The sequence below is a fragment of the Cryobacterium algoritolerans genome (genome assembly GCF_004402785.1).
Lineage (GTDB): Bacteria > Actinomycetota > Actinomycetes > Actinomycetales > Microbacteriaceae > Cryobacterium > Cryobacterium algoritolerans.
Genome location: NZ_SOFP01000040.1, coordinates 1 through 23,876, shown reverse-complemented (window position 1 = coordinate 23,876; position 23,876 = coordinate 1). Strand labels below are relative to the sequence as shown.

Annotated in this window: 17 protein-coding genes, 1 tRNA gene and 2 pseudogenes; 17 read left to right on the top strand and 3 right to left on the bottom strand. The window is 68.1% G+C overall.

All coding sequences use genetic code 11. The features are described from left to right. The 14 genes and pseudogenes from recR (at nt 1) to E3O19_RS07210 (ending at nt 16,841) form a co-directional block, all read left to right on the top strand. Nucleotides 1-600 carry a recombination mediator RecR gene (gene recR, locus E3O19_RS07270; protein WP_134566585.1) on the top strand — a complete coding sequence of 200 codons (600 nt, stop codon included), beginning with the start codon at nt 1-3 and terminating at the stop codon, nt 598-600. A gap of 189 nt (nt 601-789) precedes the next feature. Then, entirely contained in the window at nt 790-2,127 is a 1,338-nt protein-coding gene (locus E3O19_RS07265; RefSeq protein ID WP_134566583.1) for an aspartate kinase, read from the top strand. Nucleotides 2,128-2,184: 57 nt separating this feature from the next. Further along, nucleotides 2,185-3,246: an aspartate-semialdehyde dehydrogenase gene (locus E3O19_RS07260; protein ID WP_134566581.1), complete on the top strand. Its 1,062-nt coding sequence runs from the start codon at nt 2,185-2,187 to the stop codon at nt 3,244-3,246. Nucleotides 3,247-3,401: 155 nt separating this feature from the next. Then, a complete protein-coding gene (locus E3O19_RS07255; RefSeq protein ID WP_134566579.1) occupies nt 3,402-5,795 on the top strand; it encodes an EAL domain-containing protein in 2,394 nt (797 codons plus the stop codon). Nucleotides 5,796-5,846: 51 nt separating this feature from the next. Next, entirely contained in the window at nt 5,847-6,359 is a 513-nt protein-coding gene (locus E3O19_RS07250; protein ID WP_134566578.1) for a DUF1801 domain-containing protein, read from the top strand. A gap of 41 nt (nt 6,360-6,400) precedes the next feature. Next, complete coding sequence (locus tag E3O19_RS07245) at nt 6,401-7,879, top strand: malate:quinone oxidoreductase (RefSeq protein WP_134566576.1); 1,479 nt, start codon at nt 6,401-6,403, stop codon at nt 7,877-7,879. Nucleotides 7,880-7,937: 58 nt separating this feature from the next. Beyond that, nucleotides 7,938-8,179 (top strand): annotated as a pseudogene (locus tag E3O19_RS18090) (Rv2578c family radical SAM protein); the annotation flags it as partial. 1,035 nt (nt 8,180-9,214) lie between these two features. Beyond that, nucleotides 9,215-9,956: pseudogene (locus E3O19_RS18910) on the top strand (radical SAM family protein); the annotation flags it as partial. A gap of 182 nt (nt 9,957-10,138) precedes the next feature. After that, nucleotides 10,139-11,365 carry a sensor histidine kinase gene (locus E3O19_RS07235; RefSeq protein WP_134566574.1) on the top strand — a complete coding sequence of 409 codons (1,227 nt, stop codon included), beginning with the start codon at nt 10,139-10,141 and terminating at the stop codon, nt 11,363-11,365. Then, entirely contained in the window at nt 11,362-12,144 is a 783-nt protein-coding gene (locus E3O19_RS07230; protein ID WP_134566573.1) for a hypothetical protein, read from the top strand. The genes E3O19_RS07235 and E3O19_RS07230 overlap by 4 nt, the downstream gene beginning before the upstream one ends. A gap of 27 nt (nt 12,145-12,171) precedes the next feature. After that, on the top strand, nt 12,172-12,828 hold the full coding sequence (locus tag E3O19_RS07225) for a hypothetical protein (RefSeq protein WP_134566571.1): 657 nt from the start codon (nt 12,172-12,174) through the stop codon (nt 12,826-12,828). 108 nt (nt 12,829-12,936) lie between these two features. Then, nucleotides 12,937-13,563: a thymidine kinase gene (locus tag E3O19_RS07220; RefSeq protein ID WP_134566569.1), complete on the top strand. Its 627-nt coding sequence runs from the start codon at nt 12,937-12,939 to the stop codon at nt 13,561-13,563. 285 nt (nt 13,564-13,848) lie between these two features. Then, nucleotides 13,849-14,502, top strand: coding sequence for a response regulator (locus tag E3O19_RS07215; RefSeq protein WP_134566567.1), 654 nt, complete (start codon nt 13,849-13,851; stop codon nt 14,500-14,502). Beyond that, nucleotides 14,499-16,841 carry a sensor histidine kinase gene (locus E3O19_RS07210; RefSeq protein ID WP_134566565.1) on the top strand — a complete coding sequence of 781 codons (2,343 nt, stop codon included), beginning with the start codon at nt 14,499-14,501 and terminating at the stop codon, nt 16,839-16,841. Before E3O19_RS07215 ends, E3O19_RS07210 begins: the two co-directional genes overlap by 4 nt. A gap of 313 nt (nt 16,842-17,154) precedes the next feature. On the opposite strand, the gene E3O19_RS07205 is transcribed toward E3O19_RS07210, so the two are convergent. Next, nucleotides 17,155-17,478: a hypothetical protein gene (locus E3O19_RS07205; RefSeq protein WP_134566564.1), complete on the bottom strand. Its 324-nt coding sequence runs from the start codon at nt 17,476-17,478 to the stop codon at nt 17,155-17,157. 1,592 nt (nt 17,479-19,070) lie between these two features. On the opposite strand from E3O19_RS07205, the gene E3O19_RS07200 reads away from it, so the two are divergent. Beyond that, nucleotides 19,071-19,487 carry an SseB family protein gene (locus E3O19_RS07200; RefSeq protein WP_241981258.1) on the top strand — a complete coding sequence of 139 codons (417 nt, stop codon included), beginning with the start codon at nt 19,071-19,073 and terminating at the stop codon, nt 19,485-19,487. 178 nt (nt 19,488-19,665) lie between these two features. Continuing rightward, nucleotides 19,666-21,303, top strand: coding sequence for a GGDEF domain-containing protein (locus E3O19_RS07195; RefSeq protein ID WP_134566560.1), 1,638 nt, complete (start codon nt 19,666-19,668; stop codon nt 21,301-21,303). A 12-nt stretch (nt 21,304-21,315) separates the two neighbouring features. Here E3O19_RS07195 and radA read toward each other — a convergent pair whose 3' ends face one another. Together radA and E3O19_RS07185 are read right to left on the bottom strand one after the other, a co-directional pair. Further along, entirely contained in the window at nt 21,316-22,683 is a 1,368-nt protein-coding gene (gene radA, locus E3O19_RS07190; RefSeq protein ID WP_134566558.1) for a DNA repair protein RadA, read from the bottom strand. A 52-nt stretch (nt 22,684-22,735) separates the two neighbouring features. After that, nucleotides 22,736-23,500, bottom strand: coding sequence for an SGNH/GDSL hydrolase family protein (locus tag E3O19_RS07185; protein WP_241981257.1), 765 nt, complete (start codon nt 23,498-23,500; stop codon nt 22,736-22,738). A gap of 134 nt (nt 23,501-23,634) precedes the next feature. Between E3O19_RS07185 and E3O19_RS07180 the strand changes: the two genes are divergently transcribed. Then, nucleotides 23,635-23,724: transfer RNA gene (locus tag E3O19_RS07180), tRNA-Ser, on the top strand. Nucleotides 23,725-23,876 lie beyond the last annotated feature (152 nt).

Below are 23,876 nucleotides of genomic sequence, written 5' to 3'. Positions count from 1 at the left end.
ATGTACGAAGGCATCGTTCAGGAACTGATCGACGAACTCGGCCGGCTCCCCGGCATCGGCCCGAAATCCGCCCAGCGCATCGCATTCCATATCCTGCAGACCGAACAGTTCGATGTGACCCGGCTCGCGAACGTGCTGCTCGAGGTGCGCGACAAGGTGCGCTTCTGTTCGATCTGTGGCAACGTCTCCGAGCAGGAGACCTGCCTGATCTGTCGCGACCCCCGGCGCAACCCGGCCATGATCTGCGTGGTCGAGGAGGCCAAGGACGTCGTCGCGATCGAACGCACCCGGGAGTTCAAGGGGCTCTACCACGTGCTCGGCGGGGCCATCAGCCCCATCGACGGCATCGGTCCCGACGACCTGCGCATCCGTCAACTGATGCAACGGCTCGCCGACAACACGGTGCAGGAGGTCATCATCGCCACCGACCCCAACCTCGAGGGCGAGGCCACTGCCACCTACCTGTCCAGGCTGCTCACGACATTGGAGATCCAGGTCACCCGGCTCGCGTCGGGGCTGCCGGTCGGTGGCGACCTCGAATACGCCGACGAGGTCACCCTTGGCCGGGCCTTCGAGGGGCGCCGCACCGTCACGCACTAGCCGGCACCGACGGATGCCCGCCGAGGCGAGTCCGCGATTCTTCGTCCTCACGGTCGGACCACGCGATTGGACCACCCGATCGGACCACCGCCACCCGATGCACAGCGTCACATTGCCGCCGCCGAATACAAACGCATTTATGATGAGATCTTGGGCCGTGCCCGCCTATCCGATGTTCAGGAGTCCGACGTGAGCTTGATCGTGCAGAAGTTCGGCGGTTCATCCGTCGCCGACGCGGAAAGCATCAAGCGCGTGGCCAAGCGCATCGTCGACACCCGTAAAACCGGCAACGAGGTCGTCGTCGCGGTCTCCGCCATGGGCGACTCCACCGATGAACTCCTTGACCTGGCCCACCAGGTCACGCCGATCCCCGCCCCGCGCGAGCTGGACATGCTCCTCACCGCGGGCGAGCGCATCTCGATGGCGCTGCTGGCGATGGCGATCAAGAGCATGGGCTACGACGCTCGCTCCTTCACCGGCAGCCAGGCCGGTATGATCACGGATGCCCAGCACGGCGCCGCGCGCATCGTCGACGTGACGCCGGGCCGCATCCGCGACGCACTCGACGACGGCGCGGTGGCGATCGTCGCCGGCTTCCAGGGCTTCAACCGCGACACCAAGGACATCACCACGCTCGGCCGCGGCGGCTCCGACACCACGGCCGTCGCCCTCGCCGCCGCCCTCGGCGCCGACATCTGCGAGATCTACACCGATGTCGACGGCGTCTTCACGGCCGACCCTCGCGTGGTGCCGCGCGCTCGCAAGCTCGACCGGATCACCAGTGAGGAAATGCTCGAACTCGCCGCCGCCGGCGCCAAGGTCCTCTACATTCGCGCGGTGGAATACGCCAGGCGGCACGGGGTGACCCTGCACGTGCGGTCCTCGTTCAACAACAACGTCGGCACCATCGTCTACAACTCGGAGACGACCAGCCCGACCAGCGCCATCCCGATCTCCTCGGTTCCCGAGGCCGCCCAGCCCAATCCCGTATCCGCGAATGGAGAGAAAGTGGAAGAGCCAATCATCGCCGGGGTCGCCGCCGACCTGAGCGAAGCGAAGGTCACGGTCGTCGGTGTCCCCGACATCCCCGGCAAGGCCGCGCAGATCTTCAAGATCGTCGCGAAGACGAACGCCAACGTGGACATGATCGTGCAGAACGTGTCAGCCGCGTCCACCGGGTTGACCGATATCTCCTTCACTCTCCCCAAGTCGGAGGGCCAACAGGTGCTCACTGCGCTGACCAACGAGCAGGACAACGTGGGTTTCGCCGGCCTGCAGTACGACGACCAGATCGGCAAGCTCGCCCTTGTCGGCGCCGGGATGCGCACCAACACCGGTGTCTCGGCCCGCCTGTTCGAGGCGCTCTACGAGGCCGGGATCAACATCGAGATGATCTCGACCAGTGAGATCCGAATCTCCGTCGTCACGCGCGCCGATACCATCAACGAGGCGCTTCGGGTGGTGCACACTGCGTTCGGGCTCGACGCCACCGACGACGCGATCGTGCACGGCGGCACCGGCCGCTAGCCTGGCGCCGTCGAGCCCAGGGCACAACGCACCACGCGAGCAGCAGAGGAACCACCAATGAACAGCACCGCAGGAATCCAGATCGGCGTCGTCGGGGCCACGGGCCAGGTCGGCGCCGTTGTGCGCCGCCTGCTCGAGGAACGGGATTTCCCGGTCGCCGGCATCCGGTTCTTCGCCTCAGCCCGCTCCGCCGGTACCACCCTGCCGTGGAAGGGCGAGAAGATCGTCGTCGAAGACGCGGCCACCGCCGACCCGACCGGCCTTGACGTGGCCATCTTTTCCGCCGGCGCCACCCTCTCCCGAGCCCAGGCGCCGCGCTACGCCGCGGCCGGTGTCACCGTCATCGACAACTCCTCCGGCTGGCGGATGGACCCCGAGGTTCCCCTGGTCGTGAGCGAGGTCAATCCGGAGGCCATCAGGCAGGCCGTCAAGGGAATCATCGCCAACCCGAACTGCACCACGATGGCCGCGATGCCCGTGCTCAAGGTGTTGCACGACGAGGCCGGTCTCGAGCGCCTGATCGTGAGCACCTACCAGGCTGTGTCCGGCAGCGGACTGGCCGGCGCCCAGGAGCTGGCCAGCCAGGTGCGCGCCGCCGCGCTGAACGACAACCTGCTCCAGCTCGTGCACGACGGCTCGGCGGTGCCCATGCCCGAACCCGTGCTCTACGCCCGCCCGATCGCCTTCGATGTGGTGCCGCTGGCGGGGTCGATCGTCGATGACGGCGAGTTCGAGACCGACGAGGAGAAGAAGCTCCGCAACGAAAGTCGCAAGATCCTCGGCCTGCCCGACCTGCTCGTGTCGGGCACCTGCGTGCGAGTGCCCGTCTTCACCGGACATTCGCTCTCCATCAACGCCGAGTTCGCCAGCCCGCTGACGGTCGCCCGCGCGCTCGAACTACTCGCCACCGCGCCCGGCGTGGTTGTGACGGATGTTCCCACCCCCCTCGAAGCGGCCGGCCAGGACCCGAGCTTCGTTGGCCGCGTCCGCCAGGACCGCGGCGTGCCGGACGGGCGGGGCCTCGCCCTGTTTATCACCAGCGACAATCTCCGTAAGGGTGCCGCGCTCAACGCTGTGCAGATCGCCGAACTCGTCGCCGCCGACGTGCTGGTCTCCTGACCCGAGCGGATCCTGCCGACGCCGGATCCGGTCGGCGCCGATCCGCTCGCACGGCCGTGGGAAGGGTCCGCCTATCCTCCCCGGGCACACCGGGAGTGGGGGGCGCAGGCAGGCAGGTAGGTGCACTACTGTTTGGAAACATGGGCGGGTTTTCGGTGGAAGCGATCGTACGGCGCTCCGGACTCGCAGCGTTCGGTGCTGTCGCCATCCTGATGATCATCGCAGCGGTGGCCTCCCTCCTTTCGGCTCCGCCGGAGCGCTGGGCAGTCGCTGCCGTCGGAGCGCTCTGTGCCGGGGTGCTCGAGCTCACCTGGTTACGGCTTGGCCGTGTCGCGCACCGCAGCCCGATGGTCGCCCTCCCTGTTCTCGCTCTCCCTGCCCTGGCCTCCCTGATGCCGACCGAGACGGCGATCGGGGTCATCGCTCTCGGGGTGTTCCTCGCAGTCCTCCTTGAGGCAGGCCGCGTCACGGTCGCCCTCTACAGCGCCGGACTTCAGAGCCTGGGCGGATTCCTTGCCGCGGTCCTCTTCACCTGGTTCCTGGCCTTCGGGCTCATCGATCTCGCCGCGGTGGCGGCAGCGAGTGTGGGCTACCTCGGGTTCGTGCTCCTGGTCGAGATCCTGCGCAAGCAGATCATCGATTCTTCCGTCGATCGTGGCGGACGCCCGTTGCTCGACCTCCTCCGAATGACCGGCACGGTCGTCGGTGCTGCCCTCATCGCGGTCTTGGCGGCGCTGTGGAGCAGCGAGGGACCGCCGTTCCTGGTCGAGGTGAGTCCGACCGTGAACACGCTCGAGGTTCTCCTCGGAATTGTGATCGTGGCCGCGGTCGTCAAGGTCGTCTCGGTCTTCGCCGACATGAGGCGTCGGCTGGCGGGCCTGGTCGCCGGCGCCAGCGCTCTGAGCGCGGATGTCGAGACCGGTGCTCGGTCAGGGGCTGAGATCGCCGAGGCGCTCTGCCAGGCCGTCGCCGACTCGGTCGGGGTCGAGGCGGTCGTCGTTCGGGAGGAGCCGGCTCGGCCGGGCGAGATCAGCCTGCCGCTGTCGTTCGTGGCGCCGGGCGCAGACCGGTACATCGTGGTCAGCCGGGATGCGATGGACGGTGCATTCACCAGAAACGACCGCCGGGCCCTTGACGCCCTGGTCACGACCGCTGAAATGGTGGTCAAAGCCGGCCAGAACGTCGCGGGGCTGACCCTGCGCGCGAACACCGACCCGCTCACCGGCCTGCCCAACTATGGCGCCTTCCAGGAGGCGCTCGCGAACATCAACGACCATCGGGACTACTCCGAGGCCCTAGCGGTGCTCTTCCTCGACCTCGACGACTTCAAACGCCTGAATGACCGGCACGGCCACTCGGCCGGCGACGAGGTCCTGCGCGAACTCGGCCGACGTCTACGGGCAGTCGTGCGCCCCGACGACCTGGTCGCCCGGGTCGGTGGTGACGAATTCGTGGTCATCCTGACCCACCTCACCTCCCTCGGTGAAGCGAAGCTCGTGGCCGAACGCATCCTCGCCGCCACTGGAGAACCCCTCACCGTCGGTACGACCACGGTCCACCCGATGATGAGCATCGGGCTGGCGTACTCAGCCCATCGGGAGACCGACGTGACCCAGCTCGTGCAGGACGCCGATCGGGCCATGCTCGCGATCAAGAAGACCCGGCGGCGCGGCGGCTCCGCCAACGAGAGCAGCATCAACATCTCGAGCCACCGCTCGAGCCAGATGAACGACATCATCGCCAGGGCCATCGACGAGGACCTGCTGGAACTCGCCTTCCAACCCATCGTCAGCCTGGTGACCGGCCAGATCTGGGCGTTTGAGGCCCTCGTGCGCTACACCGACCCCGACCTGGGCCCGCTGTCGCCGCCGTCGATCGTGGAGAAGGCGAAGGGCCTGGGCCGACTCGACGCGATGACCCGGCAGGTCGCGGTGAAGGCCATGGCGGCGGCCGCGGACTTCCGGTTGGTCGAACCTCGCGTGGTCTGCATGACCTTCAACGTGGAGGCCGGCCAGATCCTGCCCGAGCGCGTCGGCACGTTTGTCGAGGACCTCGCCGACCGCTATCCCGGGATCTCGCTCTGCCTTGAGCTGAATGAGCGGTCGATGGCCAAGGTGACCCCGGCCATCCGCGCCCAGGCCGACCGGATGCGCGATCTCGGCCTGCTGATCGCGCTGGACGACTACGGCTCCCAGGATTCCTCGGTCGACTCGCTGGTGCGGATGCCGATGGATATCCTCAAGATCGACAAGAGCCTGGTCGACGACCTTGACGACATCCGGCAGCGCGAGGTGCTCACCGCGTTGCAGGGCTTCGGCGACAACCTCGAATATTCGATGATCGTCGAGGGGGTGGAGAACGAGACCATGGCTTCGCACCTGAGCGCGCTCGGCATCCGCAGCGCCCAGGGCTTCCACTTCGGCGTGCCGGAAAGCTTCGAGCACACCCTGAGCCGCCTCGAGCAGTATGGCGCTGCCGCCGTGGTGCCGCGGGTCATTCCCGTGCCGACCGCCGAACTCGTCGTCCCCGCCGAGTTGCCGGCGGCCTGATCGCCGCACGTCGGCCGCCGGCCGGGCTGCGACACCGGTTATTCTGGGGAGATGAGCACTGAGCCCGTACCCGCAGAGGTCGAGAACTACTTCGCCGACCTGGAGCCGGACCAGCGCGTCGTGCTCTACCCGGTGATCGACACTGTGCGCGACGCCATGCCGCCCGGCTACGTGCTGGGGATGTACTGGGGGATACCCGGCTGGGTGATCCCGCTGGAGACCTACCCGAACACCTATAACGGTCAGCCGCTGGCCTACGTCAGCGTCGCCGCCCAGAAGAACTACAGCTCGCTCCACCTGATGGGGCTCTACGGCGACCCGGAGGCGGATGCCGCGTTCCGCGCCGAATGGGCAGCCACCGGCCGCAAGCTGAACATGGGCAAGAGCTGCCTGAGGTTCAAGACCCTCGCCGACGTCGACCTGGGCATCATCGCGCGCACGGTCGCGAGCATCCCGGTTGACCGGTACCTGGCGACCTACCGGCGGATCAAGCCGGCTGCGGGCCAGGCCTCCGCCCGGAAAACACCGCGCGGCCAGCAGCCAGGGGCGACCGTTACGCGGTGAGCTGCACGGAGCATCCGTTCGCCGGAGATACACTGAAAAGTGTGAATCCAATGGCGAAGGTCGATGTCGTATTAATTGGTGGCGGCATCATGAGCGCCACCCTCGGTACCCTGATCAAGCAGTTGCAGCCCGACTGGAGCATCGAGGTCTATGAGCGTCTGGGTGAGGTCGCCCAGGAAAGCTCCAACCCGTGGAACAACGCGGGCACCGGCCATGCGGCCCTCTGCGAGCTCAACTACATGCCCGCGGCCAAGGACGGCTCCGTCACGGCCGACAAGGCCGTGAGCATCAATGAGCAGTTCCAGATCAGTCGCCAGCTGTGGGCGCACCTCGTCACGACCGGCGCGCTGCCTGAGCCCACCAACTTCATCAACTCCACCCCGCACATGACGTTCGTGCGCGGCAAGGACAACGTGGCCTACCTCCGCAAGCGGTTTGCGGCGCTCGAGAATGAGCCGCTGTTCCACGGCATGGAGTACAGCGAGGACCCCGCCGTGATCGGCGCCTGGACTCCATTGCTCACCAGCAACCGGCCCAAGGGGCACAAAATCGCGGCCACCCGGATTGTCTCCGGCACCGACGTGGACTTCGGTGCCCTGACCCGCTACCTCTTTGAGAACCTCGCCGAGTCCGGCGCGGGCATCCACGTGAACCAGCAGGTCACCGGCCTGAAACAGCTCGCGGATGGCAGCTGGCGGCTGAACCTGCGCCGCCTGGTCGGCGGGCACCCGAGCCAGGTGAACGCCCGCTTCGTTTTCGTCGGCGCGGGCGGCGGCGCGCTCGCCCTGCTGCAGCAGAGCGGCATCCCTGAGGTCAAGGGTTTCGGCGGCTTCCCGATCAGTGGGCAGTTCCTGCGCACCACGAACCCGAAAATCGTCGCCCGGCACCAGGCCAAGGTCTACGGCAAGGCCGCCGTTGGAGCCCCGCCGATGTCGGTGCCACACCTGGACACCCGGATCGTCGATGGAGAGGCTTCGCTTTTGTTCGGCCCGTATGCCGGCTTCACGCCCAAGTTCCTGAAGTCGAGCACCTGGTTCGACCTGCCGTTCTCGATCCGTCCGCACAACATCGGGCCGATGCTTGCCGTGGCCGCGCATAACTTCGGGCTGATGAAATACCTGCTCGGAGAGGTTTTCGCCTCGAAAGCCACGAAGCTCAAGGCGCTGCAGGAGTTCGTGCCAACTGCCAAGCTGACCGACTGGGAGCTCATCACCGCCGGCCAGCGCGTGCAGGTCATGAAGAAAGACCCCGAGCAGGGCGGAGTGCTCCAGTTCGGCACCGAGGTCATCGCCTCGGCCGACGGCACGATCGCCGGACTGCTCGGTGCGTCCCCTGGCGCGTCGACCGCGGCGCCGATCATGGTCGACCTGATCAAGCGCTGCTTCCCCGAGCAGTACCCCGCCTGGGAGCCCAAGTTGCGCGAGATGATCCCGAGCCTCGGCACGAAGCTCTCCGACGACCCGGCCGCCGCGGCCGCGTCGCTCGCCGCCACCGCAGCCGCGCTGAACCTGACCGCGTAGCCGGGAGCGGCTTGGGGCGCCGCTTGATCAATTCTCGAACATGTGTCCGAATACTTGCATGAGGTGGAACGCACAGGAACTGAGCACGGAGCAGGCCGGCGCGCTGCCCGGGCTGGCCCGCTGAACAACCTCGTGCGCAGCGTACGCACGCCCGAGTTCGCGGGGATCGTCTTTCACGAGGTGCTCGCCAAGTCGGTGCTCAATCGGGTGCCCGGCCAGAGCGCGATGCCGTTCGGCTGGACCATCAACCCCTACCGGGGCTGCTCTCATGCCTGCTCCTATTCTCTGAGCCCGGAAACGCTCATCCTGATGGCGGATGGTCGGCAGAAGCCACTTTGGGAGGTCAGGGTTGGCGAGGGCATCATCGGCACTGTGACCGTGGGCGCATATCGGCGATACGTGAAGACGACGGTGCTCGCTTCGTGGAATACCCGCAAAAGCGGCTATCGCATCACCCTCGCGGATGAAACCGAAGTGGTGGCCAGTGGCGACCATCGCTTCCTCACCGAGCGGGGGTGGAAGTTCGTCACGGGCGCCATGAGCGGGGACGGGCAGCGGCCCTATCTGACCATGAACAACATGCTGATGGGCTTCGGGCTCACCGGGCTGACGGAGGCCACGCAGCCGAAGTATTTCGAGCCGAGCTATCGGCGCGGATACTTGACCGGAATGATTCGTGGCGACGGGATGGTGATCGCTCGGGGCTACCCCCGGCGCACAGGCGGCGGAGGCAAGGTACGGCATTTCCGGCTCGCCCTGACCGACATCGAGGCCCTCAACCGATCTCGTTTGTTCCTCGGCCAGGAGGGAGTGGGCACTCAGACCCGGCCGTTCTCGGCGGCATCCGTCAGCCGGCGCCCCCGTACCTCCATCCACTCCGGCAAGGCGTCTTTTGATGACCGGATCACCGAGCTCATCCAGTGGCCGCGAGACCCCGACGGCGACTGGCACGCCGGGTATCTGGCCGGTGTTTTCGACGCCGAGGGTTCGTGCTCTAAGGGTATTCTGCGGATCAGCAACAAAGATGAGGCAATTCTCGACAACATCCGGGGCTCGATGTTTGCTGTGGGCATCGTCCACGTGCTGGAGAATGCCCGGCCGAATGGGGTCCGCTGCGTTCGGGTCACCGGCGGGCTGCCCATGCGCTCTCGGTTCTTCAGCCTGGTCGGGCCCGCCATCGACCGGGAACTCTCCATCGCCGGCGCCGGCGCCGCAGTCAAGTCGGCGGCAAAGTTGCAGATCGTGTCCATTGAGGACCTGGGCACAACGATGGACATGATCGACATCACGACCGGTACCGGCGATTTCATCGCGAACGGTGTCATCAGCCACAACTGTTTTGCCCGGCCCACGCACACCTACCTCGAACTCGATTCCGGCAAAGACTTCAACAACGAGATCATCGTGAAGGTCAACGTGGCCGAGGTCCTGCGGAAGGAGCTGGCGAAACCGAGCTGGGGCCGGCATCCGGTGGCCCTCGGCACGAACACCGACCCGTACCAGCGGGCGGAGGGCCGCTACCGCGGTGCGCGAGCGCGGGGTCGACTGTTCGGTGTTCATGATGCCGATCCTGCCGATCCTGCCGTTCCTCACCGACCCGAAGGCGCACCTGGATGCCGCGCTGTGCCAGGCGAAGGCGGCCGGCGCGTCGAACATCATGTATACCGCGCTGCACCTGCGCCCCGAGGTCAAGGACTGGTACCTGCAGTGGCCGGCCCGCGACCACCCCGAGTTGATGCCGCGCTACCAGGAGCTGTACGCGACGGCCGCGTACGCCCCGAAGGTGTACCGGATCTGGCTGGCGGCGCGAATCAAGCCGCTGATCCGCGCGCACGGCCTCGAGCGCGGCCGGGAAGATACCGCGACCTGCGGCGTGCGCTCGAGCGCCCGCAGCCGCCTGCAGTCCGGCAATCCTGACGCCGCAATCCCCACCTCCGCAATCCGCGCCGGTGGAAACCCCGGCATCCTCGCCTTCGGGCTCCCGGACGCCCCGGTACGGTCCGCAGCGTCCGCCCGAACCCGGCGGTCCCTGATCGCGGAGGAACTCCCTCCTGAGCTGGCGCCCACCCTGTTCTGACCGTCACGAACGGATGCCCGGCGCAGCGCCTGCCCGCGCGGTCTCCGTTGCCGCAGTCGCCCGCGTCGCAGCCCGCATCCCGCCGCACTGCCCGCGCTCGCGTTCATGTGACCTGACCGGCGAATTCTTCCGCCGCGCTTCCCGGCTGCGTGGAATACTCAACCAAGGCAGAGGAGGCCCCGATGACCTTGGGTTTGCCCGACCACCTGGTCGAACCGATCCTGAGTCGTGCGCTTGCGCGCGCATCGCACTGGTTCGCCCTCACCTGCCTCGCCGGCGCCCTGCTCTCGGCCCTGTCCCTGGGCCTTACCTACGAGGCCGGCCTGCTCTGGATGGCCGTACTCTCGGTCCTCGCCATGGCCGCGCTCCTCGTCACCCTCAGCCTGCGACCCACGGTTGTGCTCACCATCGCCTACCTCCTGGTCGGCACCGGCGGCACCTACCTGTACACGACTGACCTGCTCGGCCTGCCCGACGTCTTCCCCGCGTCCAACATGTTCCTCGCCGCGCTGCCCAAGCTGGCGCTGATCATGGTCGGCGGAGCCGGCTCCGGTGCGCTCACCGGGGTGCTCTGGAGCACGGCCGGGTTTGTGCTGGCCGAGACCGTCACGGTGATCGCCGCGGCGGAAGCCGAGGTGACCTACCTGCCCGACGGGTTCACCATCTCCGCCTGCCTGTTCCTCGTCGCCGTGCTGCTGCTCGCCGGCACCGCCCGTCGTCCGCACCGTGCCGCCCAGTCCGCGATCCACCGGGCGGTGCACGCCGATCAGTCCCGTCTCCTCCGTCAGGACCTCGACTTGCGCGCCCTGGACCTTAACCAGGACACCACCCTCAACGAGCTGATTGCCCTGTCCCGGGCCCGCGCCGGCCCGCTCACGGAGAACCTGTCCGGCAGCATCCGCGCCGCCCTGCACAGGCTGCGCGGCACCGACTGGCTGACCGACGCCGACGCTCACCGCGTCTCCCATTCTCCCGGGGCGGATGCCTGGCTCACCAGCGAGGTCTACCTGGCGATTGAGCGGTGCCGCGATCGGGGACTCGTGGTCGACGTCATCGGTGACCGGTCCGCGCTCGGCCGCCTCGACCCCGTGGTCGACCGTGAGCTGGGCCTGGCCGTGCAACAGTGCCTGATCAACGTGATCCTGCACGCGGGGATTGTGTCAGCCGAGGTCGACATCGGCGGCGACGGCGGCATCTTTTCGGTAATGGTGATGGATGCCGGCCGTGGCTTCACGGAGTCGGAGACCGGTGCCGACCGGCTCGGCCTCCGCCAGGCGGTGCGCCGACGGATCAAGCGGCTCGGCGGATCGGTGACGGTCCTGACCCGGCCAGACGCCGGCACGTCGGTACTGCTGAGTGTGCCCGCCGCAGCCCCCGCCGCAGCCCCGGACGGTCAGGGCACACGATGACCGTCACACCCCTCGCTCAGCCGCGGCCCCACGCTCAACAGGGCACCCTCACCCAGCAGAGACTCGACCCGCTCGGCGCCCTCGCTGCCTGGCCGCTCGCGCCCGTGGTCGCGCTGATCGTGGTCGCCTACGCGGCCACCAGCACGGCGCTGCAGGCCGGCCAGATCCAGCATCCGCTGCTCTCCGTGCTCGCCATCGTGGCATCTGTTGCCGCGGCCGGTACCCTCGTGGCCGCGAGCCGGCCCGACCACGCGCCGTTCGACCGGCCCCTGCACCTGGTCATGGTCGGCCTCGCCGTCTCGGCGCACCTGCTCGACCAGGCCGCCCGCTGGGGCCACAACACCTTGATCCAGGACGACTTCGGTCCGCTCAGCATCGGACTGCTCCTGCTCGCGCTCGCGCCCTACCGGCCGTGGCGGGAGATCGCTCTCTCCGGGTCGGTCGCGGGCGCAGTCGTGGCCGCCGTCACCGTGCCCCAGGCGCCGTTCCTCAGCATCGTCGTGCCGCCGCAGATCTACGTGATCGTGGCGGTCAGCCAGGTGCTGGCACCCGCGCTCGCCGGTGCCGCGTACTCTCGCCGTATCGTGCGGTTGCTGTTGACCTGGCAGACGGATGCCCGTCGCGCCATGGCCGCCCGCACCGAAGAGAGCAGGGGCCATGTCGTCCGCGCCGTGGTCGAGCAACAGTGGGCGAGCCTCGGAGCCGGCGTCTTCCCGCTTCTGACCGGCGTTCTCGACCACGGTGAGGTCACCAGGGCCGACATCATCCGGTCCGGCTAGCTGGCCGGCGCGCTGCGCAAGGAACTCGTGCGCGACATCGACAAGACCTGGCTGGACGCGGTGGTCGACCGCGAACGCACGGGCCTGCGCGAGCGTGGAACCACACCGCTGCTTGTCGTGGCCGACCCGGAGCATCGGGCAACAGCCTTCACCGCGGATCACCGGGTGGCGATAACGGCGCTCATCGGGGCGATCTGCTCGGCCCGCGGATTCGACCCATGCAGCCTTGTCGTGCAGGTCGCCGACGGCACAGCCCGGACCAGCTCCGGCCCGAACCTCCTAAACCGCCCGGCCGGCCAGGCCGGGCCCGGCCGCACCCCCCCAAACCTCGCCGCCACGGCTGGATCGGGAGGTGCGGCAGCGGGTCAGATCGCCACGACCACCGGTTCGATCGCCACCGCGCCGGGTTCGACCGCCACGGTCACCGAGCTCGCCGCCCGGGAACGCCGGGTCGCCACCGTCACGATCCAGGTCGGCATCGACCTTCCGGAGCGGCGACTGCGCCGGCTGCTCCGCCCCTACCTCGCCGTGCTCCGGGTGGTCTTCGGCCGGGTTCGGGTATCGATGCGCCGGCCGCTGCTCATGCTCGAGTTCGACGACGAACGCGGGCCGACGAGCATCCGCCGCGGCTTGAGTGCGGGCCGGTGGGCATTCATCCGGGCGCGGGGCAAGTACGCTGAGTGAGGCCTGGCGCCGGGCAGTGGTTCGACTGAACCGGTGGAGCGGTGCTTTGGCGTCGCAGGAACGACAGATGAGCGGCACAAGGTTGGCCGAGGGGCGGGGTTCGTAGCAGTGGCAAAACTGTACTTCCGATACGGGGCGATGAACAGCGGCAAGAGCACCTCGATGCTCCAGGCCGCCTACAATTACGAGGAGCGCGGGCACAAGGTGTTGCTGGCCAAGCCGTCGGTCGATACCAAGGGCGATCGCGGCATCCTCTCCCGGCTCGGCGTCACCCGCGGTGTCGACTTCCTGCTCACCCCTGCGGCGGATGCGTTCACCATTTTCGCCGAGCATCGTGCCCGGGTGCTCGCCGACTCGGGCCTCGACGTCAGCTGCCTGCTCGTCGACGAGGCCCAGTTCCTTACCGAGCCGCAGGTCGATGACCTGCTTCGCATCGCGATCCTCGAGAACATCCCCGTGCTGGCCTACGGCATCCGCACGGATTTCCAGACCGTGGCCTTCCCGGGCAGTCGCCGGCTGCTCGAAGTGGCGCACAGCCTCGAGGAACTGAAGACGATCTGCCGCTGCGGACGCAAGGCCGTGTTCAACGGGCGCAAGATCGACGGCGTGTTCGTCTTCGACGGCGATCAGGTGGCCATCGACGGCACCGAGGTGACCTACGAGTCGCTCTGCGGCTCCTGCTACCTCGAAGAAAGCGGCGGCGTGCTCAACAACCGCAGCCGCGGCAACGCCTGACCAAACGCCCGGCGCTTCTCGGCGCCAGCGCGTGATGGGCGCCGCGCCCGAAAACTGGAGAAGGGGCGCTCAGCCGATCCGGTCACTCAGTGTGTTGCCGTATCACGAGCGCCCCGCCAATCCCCCCAGTGGTTTCCCCCACTTTACACCCTAGGACGGTGAAAACGGCCTGAACAGCCGTCATTTCTTAGGGCACCAGTACGGGGGTGAAAGCTGTCGGTGCGGCGGCGGCCATGGCACACTCGTTGGGGCAGGTCCAGAAAAACCCCAGACAAAGGAACGAATATGGCTCGCTTTCGAGTCGCTCTGATCGACGACCACGAAATCGTGGCACGCGGCTTCGCCGACCTGTTCTCCACCATCCCCGAGATCCACGTGGTGGCCACGGTGGCCACCGTCTCCGAGCTTTTGGCCTCGCCGGCCCAGGCGGAGGGTATCGACCTCGTGATCCTCGACCTTCGGCTGTCCGACGACTCCGCCGTCACGAGCAACGTCGACCGGCTCCGGGCGACGGGTGCCGCAGTGCTCGCCTTCACCGCCGGCGACGACGCCCTGCTGATGCGTGCCGCAGCCCGAAGCGGAGTGCTCGGTGTGGTGCGCAAGTCCGAACCCACTGTCGTACTGCTCGACGCGGTGCGCCGGGCGGCTGCAGGGGAGACGATTGCGTCGACCGAGTGGGCCGCTGCCCTCGACGGCGACCCTGATCTGGCCGACGCGGCGCTGAGTCCCCGTGAACGCCAGGTGCTCTCGCTCTATGCCGCCGGCGCAAAGGCGCCGCTGGTGGCCTCGCAGACCGGGCTGTCCGAACTCACGGTGATTGACTACATCCGTCGGGTGCGGTCGAAGTACGAGCGGGTCGGTCGCCCCGCCAACACGAAGATCGACCTCTACAAGCGGGCGCTGGAAGACGGCATTCTACCGATTCCCGGGCAGCCGTGAGCGTCGAGAACGTCGCGCTGCCGCCCCCGCAACCGCACCCAAGAACGAGCATCGACCGACTGCCCAGGCGGACGCGGACACGCACGCCGAGGTCGGGCCAAGCCGCCGGCCGGACGGCCACCGAACGCCAGTTCCGGGTACTCTGCACCGCGACAGGCCCAACCGGCCTGATCTTCGGTCTGCTCTGCCTCGACACCTTCCGGGCGCAGGCCTGGCCGGTCGCCCCGGGTGTCGCGCTGGCCGCGTGGCTGCTGGTGTTCGGCCTCCCCGTGTTGATTGGCATTCTCGCCACCTGGGGGCCGCTACGCCTGCTCCGCACGCTCGCCCTGGCCGAGGGCGTCGTCTTCCTGGCGATCCTCGGATTCTGGCTGGTCATGCGGGCCGAACCGCTCCCGGCCGGCGCCGACATTCCCTGGGTCATCTCGCTCACCGGCATCCCGGCGGTCGCCGTGGCCGCGGCCACCCGGGATCGCGTCGGCTGGGCTTACACCGCACTTGTCTGCACGCTGAGCGGGATCCTGCGGTCCGCGACCTCGGCCGACCCGCATCCGATGCTCGTCGGAATCGAGGATTCGCTCTACGCGTTGCTCGTGATCAGCGTGTTCGTGGGCCTGACCATCATGGCCAGGCGGGGGGCCGCCAGGGTCGACGAGACCGCGCGGATCACCCGGGCAGCCGTGGCCGGCCGGGCTGCCCGGGTCGCCCGCAAGCGGGAGCGGCTCACCATCGACGCCCTCGTTCACGACAGCGTCATCTCGACCCTGTTGATGGCCGGACGTGGCGGCATCCCCACCGAGATGCTCTCCCGTCACGCCGCCTCTACCCTCGACCGCCTCGACGCCCTCCGGACGCCCCGGTCGAACCAGTCCATGCCCGGCCCCGAGGTTGCCGGCCGTCTGGAACAGCTCGCCGCCGAGCTGTCCCCGAATGCGATAGTGCGGGCCGACCTGGACGAGCACCTGGCCGTGCCGGCCGTTGCGGTCACCGCCCTGCTCGGTGCGGTCGGTGAGGCACTGCGCAATTCCATCGCGTCAGCCGCCCTCGGCGCTCACCATCGGGTAATGCGCACGGTAAACGTGCAGGCGCACCGGGGCGGGATCCGGGTGGTCGTGCGTGACGACGGGGTCGGTTTCGATCCGGCCCTGGTCCCCGGCGAAAGGCTGGGGATCGCACAGAGCATCATCGGCCGGATGGAACGCCTGACGGGCGGCGAGGCGAGGGTGCGATCGCGCCCTGGCGCCGGCACAGAGGTGGAGGTGTCGTGGACCCCCGAACCGTCCCGGCCGGCCCCGGATGCCCGCCCGGTGCCGGCCTTCGTCGACGCCATGACCACCGAGATCGACAATCCGGGCACTGTGGTGCGTCTGCCGCGGCCGCTGGCCCTCGGCATCCTCACCATGTTTATCGTCGTGCACGCCCTGCTCGCCTTCGGCGACTACGAGCCGCTCTTCGGGCTGCCGTGGGAGATCGCGGGCTTCATCGCGGTGTCTGCGGCGGCCATCCTGATCTCCAGGGCGGGGGCGGACCAGCTACCCCTCGCGGCGACCATCGCCGTGCTGGCGCTTGGCGCGGCGTGCGCCGCCCTCGTGTCCCACCCGATGACGGCCGTGCAGGGCACGCCATTCGGGCACTGGTACCTCGGGGCGATCACCCTGCTCCTGGTCGTGCTCGCCGTGCGGGGCCGTGAAGGGTTCGCCTGGATCGGCTACCTGATCATGACCGCCATCACAATCTCCTGGGCGCTCAGCAACGGCCTCACTGTCGTCGACGGCGTGCTCCTCGTCGTGCGCCACGCCGGCACCCTGCTGGCCGGCACTCTCTTCGCCGTGGGGCTCAAACGGTCCGCGCTCACCCTGGCCGTGCTGAACCGTGCGCGCGTCCTGAACGCCGCCGCTGCCGCTACCGCGGTCGCCGCAATCGAAGAGCGCGAATCCCAGCTGGCGCAGGTGAACGCACTCTCCCGGCGCACCCTTGAGCATCTCGCGCGGTCCGACGAGATCCGCCCGGAAATGCGGGCAGAGTGCCTGCTCGTGGAGGCCACCTTACGCGACGCCATGCGCGCCCGCGCCCTGTTCGTGGAGCCACTCGTCGCGGCGACCCGGGCGGCGCGGCTGCGCGGTGTCGAGGTGACGCTGCTCGACGACAGCGGTGACCACCCGCCCGTCGAAGCGGCCAGGGTCGCTGCGGCTGTTGTCGACCAGCTGGGTTCCCTCGACTCCGGTCGCCTGACCGCCCGGGTGTTGCCCGCCGACCGGGCCACGATCGCCTCGATCGTCATCGAAGCCGGCGACAATCGGATGCTCGTGGTCACCCCTGACGGACTGCTCCGCGACGCGTGACCGACCGTCCGTCCGCCCTCCCGAACTCGTGCCCGGCCGGTGGGCGAGCCGGTCGAGAGCCCGCTGCGCCGCGACTCGTGCCCTGCCCAGCCGGTGGAGCCGCCGAGCCGGTGGCGTCGAGACCGTAGCCCACCCTGGTGGTCGAGCATCCCAGCCGGTCGGGTCAAGACTTCGGCCCACCCGGTGGTCGAGCCAACCAGCCGGTCGCGTCGAGACTCCGGCCCACCCCGGTGGTCGAACTTGTCGAGCTGGGGAGGGGGCGCTTCGCGCCCGGGTGGGGGGCGAAAGCATCTACATTATTAGGAGACCTGGCTCAGTCGGGTGGTTGCTGACTCGCCCCGCGCTTTATGGCTGGCTTGTTCTGGCGGAGCTTGAGGTGGGTCTTGCTGGGGAGTGGGATGAGGGTTTGTTCCGGGTCGAGTGTCGTGGGTGGTTTGAGCCGGTAGGTGTTGGCGTTGCGGAGGATTTCCCAGTGTGTGTTGTGGAGTGGTAGGTGGTGGGGGTGGCAGAGGCAGATTCCGTCGGCGAGGTCGGTGAGTCCGTGTTCGAGTAGCCATTTTTTGAGGTGGTGGGCTTCGGTCCAGGATGGTGGTCGGTCGCAGTCGGGCCAGAGGCAGCCGCCGTCACGTGCGCCCATGGTGGTGCGTTGTTTTTCGGTGAAGAGTCGTTGTTTTCGTCCGACGTCGAGTGCTTGTCCGGTGTCGTTGGAGAGGATCCCGCGCGCACNAGTGCTTGTCCGGTGTCGTTGGAGAGGATCCCGCGCGCACCGGTGTCGCGGAGTTGTCGTTCGATGGTGGCGAGGGAGATCGGGGCGGGACTGCCCTCAAGGTAGCCGTGGCCGACCGGTGGAGAGGATGCAGCGGTTTCTGCGGGAGTTGAGGGAGAAGTGCCGGCCGGTGAGTCGGCTGCGTTGCCGGCACTGGCACTGGCACCGGCACTTGCACTGGCACTGGCACTGGCACTGGCACTGTCGCCGGCACCGGCACCGGCACCGGCACTGGGACTGGGACTGTCGCCGGCACGGGCACTGGCATCGCTGGCAGCACTGGCGCGGGTGTTGGCGTTGGTGAGGTCTTTGTGGGTGACGATGACGCGCACGGCAGGGCGGCGGCCGCCGAGCATTTTTCCGGGTTCGACTTCGCCGGCGATTTTGAGTAGTTGCACGAAGGAGTCCGCGGCGATCTGTTCGGTGCTGCGGGGGTCGTCGTAGGCCTGTTTCTCCCGGGCGGCGATGCCGGCCTCGTCGAGGTCGTCACGCATCCGTCTGGCCCGTTTGAAGCACTCGGCCGCATTCCAGACCGATGAACCCGCAAGCAGCCGGGTGAGGGTGGTAAAGAGTTTGTCCGCGGTGACAGCGGTGTCGATGTCTCCCAGGCCCTTCCGGATCGACTCCGCCGCATCGACTCCGCGGCATCGACGGAGAGCGTGCCGGCGGCTACGGCGCGCGCGATCGGGCCCTGCCACGACCCGGGAGCGCCTGAACCGGGCAGGAGACCGGGCAGGAGACCGGGCGGGAGACCGGGCGGGAGACCGGGCGGGAGACCGGGCGGGAGACCGGGCGGGAGACCGGGCAGGAGACCGGGCGGGAGACCGGGCGGGAGACCGGGCGGGAATCCGGGCGGGAAACCGGCAGGACGGTCGGGGCTGTCGGGCCCGCCGGCACCACCGGTGTCGCCGGTCCCACCGGCGCTGGGCGACCCGAACGCGTCATTCTTGCTGGAACCGGTGACCTTCTGGATCATCGCCTCCGGCGAGAGGAACCCCTGCCGGGCGGCCAGACCCGAATGGCCCAGCTCCGGCCGGGACCGGTGGGCGATCGTCGCGGCCATCCACGCCGCATACTGTTCGATCAGACGGCGGGCTACGGCGATCTGACCTTGACCCGTCAGCACCGCAGCACCAGGCAGGGCCTCCAGATCGGCGCTGGAACAGCCCAAGCGCGCGACGGTCTCCGCTGCCTGCCTGAGCTGATCTGCCGGTGAATCCATACCACGAGAATACCGACACGTGAACATAAATATGAGTGAATATCACGTCCTGTGGATAACTATTCGAAAGTACATCCGCCGGGTGTCGACGGGCTCGACCACCGGGGCTGGCTTGATCCGCGGGGTTGGATCGGGGCTGGCGCCCGCCGGGGATCTTCGCGGGCTTGAGCCGGCTGGCCGTTCGCTCGTGGCGTGCGTCGTCGTCGGGGCCCGGCTCCCAGCAACTGGTTGAATGGATGTCGTGACTGATCCGACTCCCGCGACCCGATCCGATGCCCTGGCGGCGGCTCTTGCCGAGCAAGACGTGGTTGCCGTGGCCTACGCCCTCCGCAATGACGTCGTGATCGTTCCTCAGCTCGTCGTGAACGGCCAGGGCGAACAGGTGCGCGTATTCGGGCGGGAGGGCACCGACAAACGGATGCTGCTGCTCTTCTCCTCCGCCGAGAACTACGCCCAGATGGTCCCGGACGAGCCGAACCCGCAGGTGATGGTGGGCGACGCCCAGTGGCTGCGGGAGTTTCTTACCGTGCACCAGAGTGTGCTTGAGATGGTGTTCTTCGACATCGCCGGTCCGCACGTGATGCAAGCCGACCCGGCCGACCTGATGCGAGCCCTCGGCCCGTTGCCCGGAGAGAGCTTCGACGCGCCCGAACGGTAGTCCAGACGGGCCAACGTCGTGGAGGGAAGCGATCCCCATGCTGGGGGTCCGGACCAGGCCTGATGACGGCGCCGTCACGCTAGGCTGAGGCTCGACGGTGTTCGGCCCGCTCGGTGAGCGGGATCCGACGGACTCTTCACGGTCCGCTCTCCTGGCACCAGTCAGGGAGCAGGTCGCAGTGCTGGGGACTGATCAGGATGCCGTCGGCATCCGTTTGGCGAGCGTCGAGCGTCGATTCTGGATCGACCGTGACGATACCCTCAGACTGGCGCAGGACTGGCTCGCGGAATTCGGCGATGCCGAGTGCGGCGCGACCGGCCGTCGGCTGCAGGTCCTGATCGCCGCGGTCAGAATCCACCGGGCCGATCCCAGCCGGAGCGCCATCGACGTGCAGCAGATCCTCGCCTGGGCCCAGCAGCACGGCGAGATCGCCCTGCAGTCCCGTTGCCACGACGTGCTCGGCTCGCTGTTCGAAATGGTCGGCGACCCCGCGGCGGCCCTCGAACACGCCGTCGCAGCCAACGACCTTCTGTCCGAATCGGAGGCCCCGCTCATGCGGGCCGCCGCCCGCAAGTGCCTCGCGGACGCCCTCGGCTCGGCCGGATCCCTCGACGAGGCTCGGCGGCGCTACGACGACGCCCCCCGGCTTGTGATCGATGACCCGGAGACCAACATCCGGTACATCATCCTCAACAACCTTGCCTTCACGGAGCACCTCGCCCACAACAACGACGAGGCCCTCGAGGCCGTCGAACGCCTGGTCGGGCTGTCGCAGCTCAGTGACCGCGAAATCGGGATGTCCGCCCGCGACACCATCGCCAGGGTCTACATGGCCGCCGGACGGCTCGCCGAGGCCGAAACCATGCTCCTCCCGGCAATGGATTCAGCATTCAGCGACGCGCACCCGGACAGCTCCGCGGCCGCCCTGGTCGCCCTGACCGAGCTGTACCGAGAGCAGGGTCAGCTGGGCAAGGCGCAGATCGCGATCGACCGTTGCCGAGATCTCGCGCACCGGAACGGACTGAACCGGCGCACGACGGAAGTTGCCCGCGAGCAGGCCGAAGTCCACGCCGCGAACTCGGACTACCGCGCCGCCTTCGAGGCGTTCCGCGACTTCCACGAGAAGTTCGAGGCGCTCGGCGCGAGCGAGAATGAGGCGCGCGGGCGCATCCTGGAGGCCATGTTCCAAACGGCTGAATCCCGTCGGGAAAGCGAGCGCTATCGCGAACTCGCCGAGCGCGACCCGCTCACCGGACTGCATAACCGGCGGTTCGTCGACGAGCACCTCGGTGCGGCCCTGATGACGTTGCGCGAGGGTGGCCTTCCGCTCGCGATCGCCATGATCGACCTCGACCATTTCAAGCGCATCAACGACACTCTCTCGCACGAGGTCGGCGACGAGGTCCTCCGTACGCTCGGTCGCATCCTCATCGACGCCGCGAAAGCGACACCGGGTGCCATTGCTGCACGCCTCGGTGGCGAAGAGTTCCTGCTCATCCTGCCCGCGACCGATGCCGACACCGCCCACGCGAACTTCGAAGGCCTCTGTCGTACGATCGCCGGCTACGACTGGGCGCCGATCACCCACACCCTGCCTGTCACGGCGAGCATCGGCGTTGCCCTGGCGCCCGACGATGGCATTCAGAGTTCCGACCTTCTGCGCGCAGCGGATGTGCGCCTGTATGTCGCCAAACGGGATGGCCGCAACCGCGTCGTCCATTCGGCGATCATTGCGCGGTCGGGTGCGGAATCCGGTGAGGCAAACCTGGTTGCCGCCGGCCTGCCTGGCTTCGGCGCGATGGGGATTGTCGCCTAGTTCGCCCGGGCTCTAGAAGACCGCGTCGAGTTCGGCCTCCCTGGCCGAGAACCCGGTCTTGATCGCCAGGGCGACCGCGGCGCCGATCGAGCCGGTGGCCGACGCGTCGATGCGCGTGACGAAGCCAAGGCGAGCCGCCTCCGCCGCCCGCAGCTTGGCCGCCGACACCGGCCTCACCTCGCCGGCCAGGCTGATCTCACCGAACGCGACCGCGTTCTGGGCGATCGGCAGATCTTTGCACGCTGAGGCGATGGCGAGGGCGATGGCGAGATCGGCGGCCGGCTCCGTGAGACGGATGCCGCCCACCGTCGACACGTAGACATCCATGCCGCCCAGTCCCTCCAGCCCCGCCCTTCGCTCGAGCACCGCGAGGAGCATGGCCACCCGGGAGGAGTCGACCCCATTGGTGACGCGGCGGGGGTTGGGCGCCTGTGACTTGATCACAAGGGCCTGCACCTCCACCGGCATTGCCCGCCGGCCCTCGAGCGCCACCGTGACGCAGGTGCCGGAGACGGCCACGGCACCGCGGCTGAGGAACAGCCCGCTCGGGTCGGGCACCTCGGCGATGCCGTCGCCGGTCATCTCGAAGCAGCCGACCTCATCAGTCGAGCCGAACCGGTTCTTGAGCGCGCGCACGAACCTCAGCGAGGTCTGCCGATCACCCTCGAACTGGCAGACCACGTCGACGAGATGCTCGAGCAGCCGCGGCCCGGCGATCGAACCGTCCTTGGTCACGTGCCCGACGAGGAGGATGGGCAGGTTGCGGTCTTTGGCGACCCGGATCAGGGTCGAGGCCACTTCCCGCACCTGGCTGGGCTGCCCGGCGAGACCGTCGGAGTTCGAGCTGGCCACCGTCTGCACGGAGTCCACAATGACCAGGTTGGGTTTCACTGCGTCGATCTGGCCGAGGATGGTGGCCAGGTCGGTCTCCGCGGCGATGAACAGTTCTGGCTGCAGTGCGCCGGTTCGCTCGGCTCGCAGGCGCACCTGGCTGACCGACTCCTCGGCGCTCACGTAGAGCACCCGGGACTTCGCGGCCGCGGCTTTCGACGCGACTTCCAGCAACAGGGTCGACTTGCCCACTCCCGGCTCGCCGCTGAGGAGGATGACCGACCCGGGCACGATGCCGCCGCCCAACACGCGGTCGAATTCGGCGATGCCGGTCGGCCAGTGCGAGACTGCGGTCGTGTCCACGTGCGTGATCGGCCGGGCGACGCCGGTGCCGTTGAGCGAGACCGGTTTGAGCGAACGCGCCGCGCTGGCCTTCTCCGTGCTGTCCACCACGGTGCCCCATTCGTGGCATTCGGCGCAGCGGCCTGCCCATTTCAGGGTGGTCCAGCCACAGTCAGTGCAGCGGAAGGAGGAAACGGGTCTGGCCATGTCAGCGAGCCTAGCTTCGGCCACTGACCCTCGATTACTGCGGGGCCAGTTCCTAGGGAATCAGCCGGGCAGCCTGGGCGCCTACCGCGGGCAGGAACGCCTCCGCCCACATCCGGTAACCCCGGTCGTTCGGGTGGAACAGGTCACTCGCCACGTGGGTGGCGATGCTGCGCAGGCCCTGCCGTTTGGTCGTGGCGTGCAGCGGAACGACGGTCAGGTCGTGCTCAGCGGCGACGGTGCGCAGGATGCGGTTGGCCACCGAGACCATGCGTTCGTTCCGCGGCAGATGAAAGCAGGGCAGGTCGGCAACGAGACTGCGCGCGGGCAGCACGGCGAACAGCTCGCGGAGTCCGGCCTCGAACGTGGCCGGATCCCAGAGCGCGATGTCGTTCGCCCCGATCGCCACGGTCACGATGTCGGGGGAGAGCTTGACGAACCGGGGCAGCTGATCGCGCACGGCCAGCTCCACGGTGGCGCCCGACACGCTGAGGTTGATCACGCGCACCGTGCGGCCGGTGGCCAGACGGAGGTGGTCGGCCAGCAACCCGACGTAGCTGCGGTGCGGTTCGCTGGCACCGATGCCCTGCGCGGCACTGTCGCCGATGGCGACGTAGAGCAATTCGCCCTTCACCTTGGCCTGATTGCGCCACCATAGGGAGTGCACCGGCAGGGTCTCGTTGAGCACGGCGGCGTTCTGGGACAGCCTGCCCTTGAAATTGCGGAAGTTCACCAGCGCTGCGGCACCGATCCCGGCTGCAGTCGCCACGGCGCCGGCGGCGACGGCGAGAGTCCGGATATTCTGGTTCACGTTTGTCACCCGCCGAGATTATCCCGGCCCTCTGGGTGTTCGCTGCCCTCCCTTCACAGTTCCAGTCCACCGCCCGGGCGACGACCGGATGCCGTGGTGCCGCCGATTCGCATCCCGCCCCGGTCTCAACTACAATCTCCCTCGGTACCGTGTCCGAGCGGCCGAAGGTGCAACTCTCGAAAAGTTGTGTGGGGGAGACTCCACCGTGGGTTCAAATCCCACCGGTACCGCCATTGGGTTGTTCCTGGAACTGGGTGAATTCGTTCCTAGAACTAGCCCCAAAAAGAATGGCCTCCGAGATTTCGGAGGCCATTCCTTGTTTGCGGAGCTATTTTCCGTGTGCCGACGGGCGGTTTTGCCTTGGATGCCCTCGGGATTACGGGCG

Excerpts from the sequence above, each read along its gene's own strand:
- recR (WP_134566585.1), top strand. The coding sequence starts at position 1 with ATGTACGAAGGCATCGTTCAGGAACTGATCGACGAACTCGGCCGGCTC.
- E3O19_RS07260 (WP_134566581.1), top strand. The coding sequence starts at position 2,185 with ATGAACAGCACCGCAGGAATCCAGATCGGCGTCGTCGGGGCCACGGGC.
- E3O19_RS07250 (WP_134566578.1), top strand. The coding sequence starts at position 5,847 with ATGAGCACTGAGCCCGTACCCGCAGAGGTCGAGAACTACTTCGCCGAC.
- E3O19_RS07235 (WP_134566574.1), top strand. The coding sequence starts at position 10,139 with ATGACCTTGGGTTTGCCCGACCACCTGGTCGAACCGATCCTGAGTCGT.
- E3O19_RS07230 (WP_134566573.1), top strand. The coding sequence starts at position 11,362 with ATGACCGTCACACCCCTCGCTCAGCCGCGGCCCCACGCTCAACAGGGC.
- E3O19_RS07215 (WP_134566567.1), top strand. The coding sequence starts at position 13,849 with ATGGCTCGCTTTCGAGTCGCTCTGATCGACGACCACGAAATCGTGGCA.
- E3O19_RS07205 (WP_134566564.1), bottom strand. The coding sequence starts at position 17,478 with ATGGGCGCACGTGACGGCGGCTGCCTCTGGCCCGACTGCGACCGACCA.
- radA (WP_134566558.1), bottom strand. The coding sequence starts at position 22,683 with ATGGCCAGACCCGTTTCCTCCTTCCGCTGCACTGACTGTGGCTGGACC.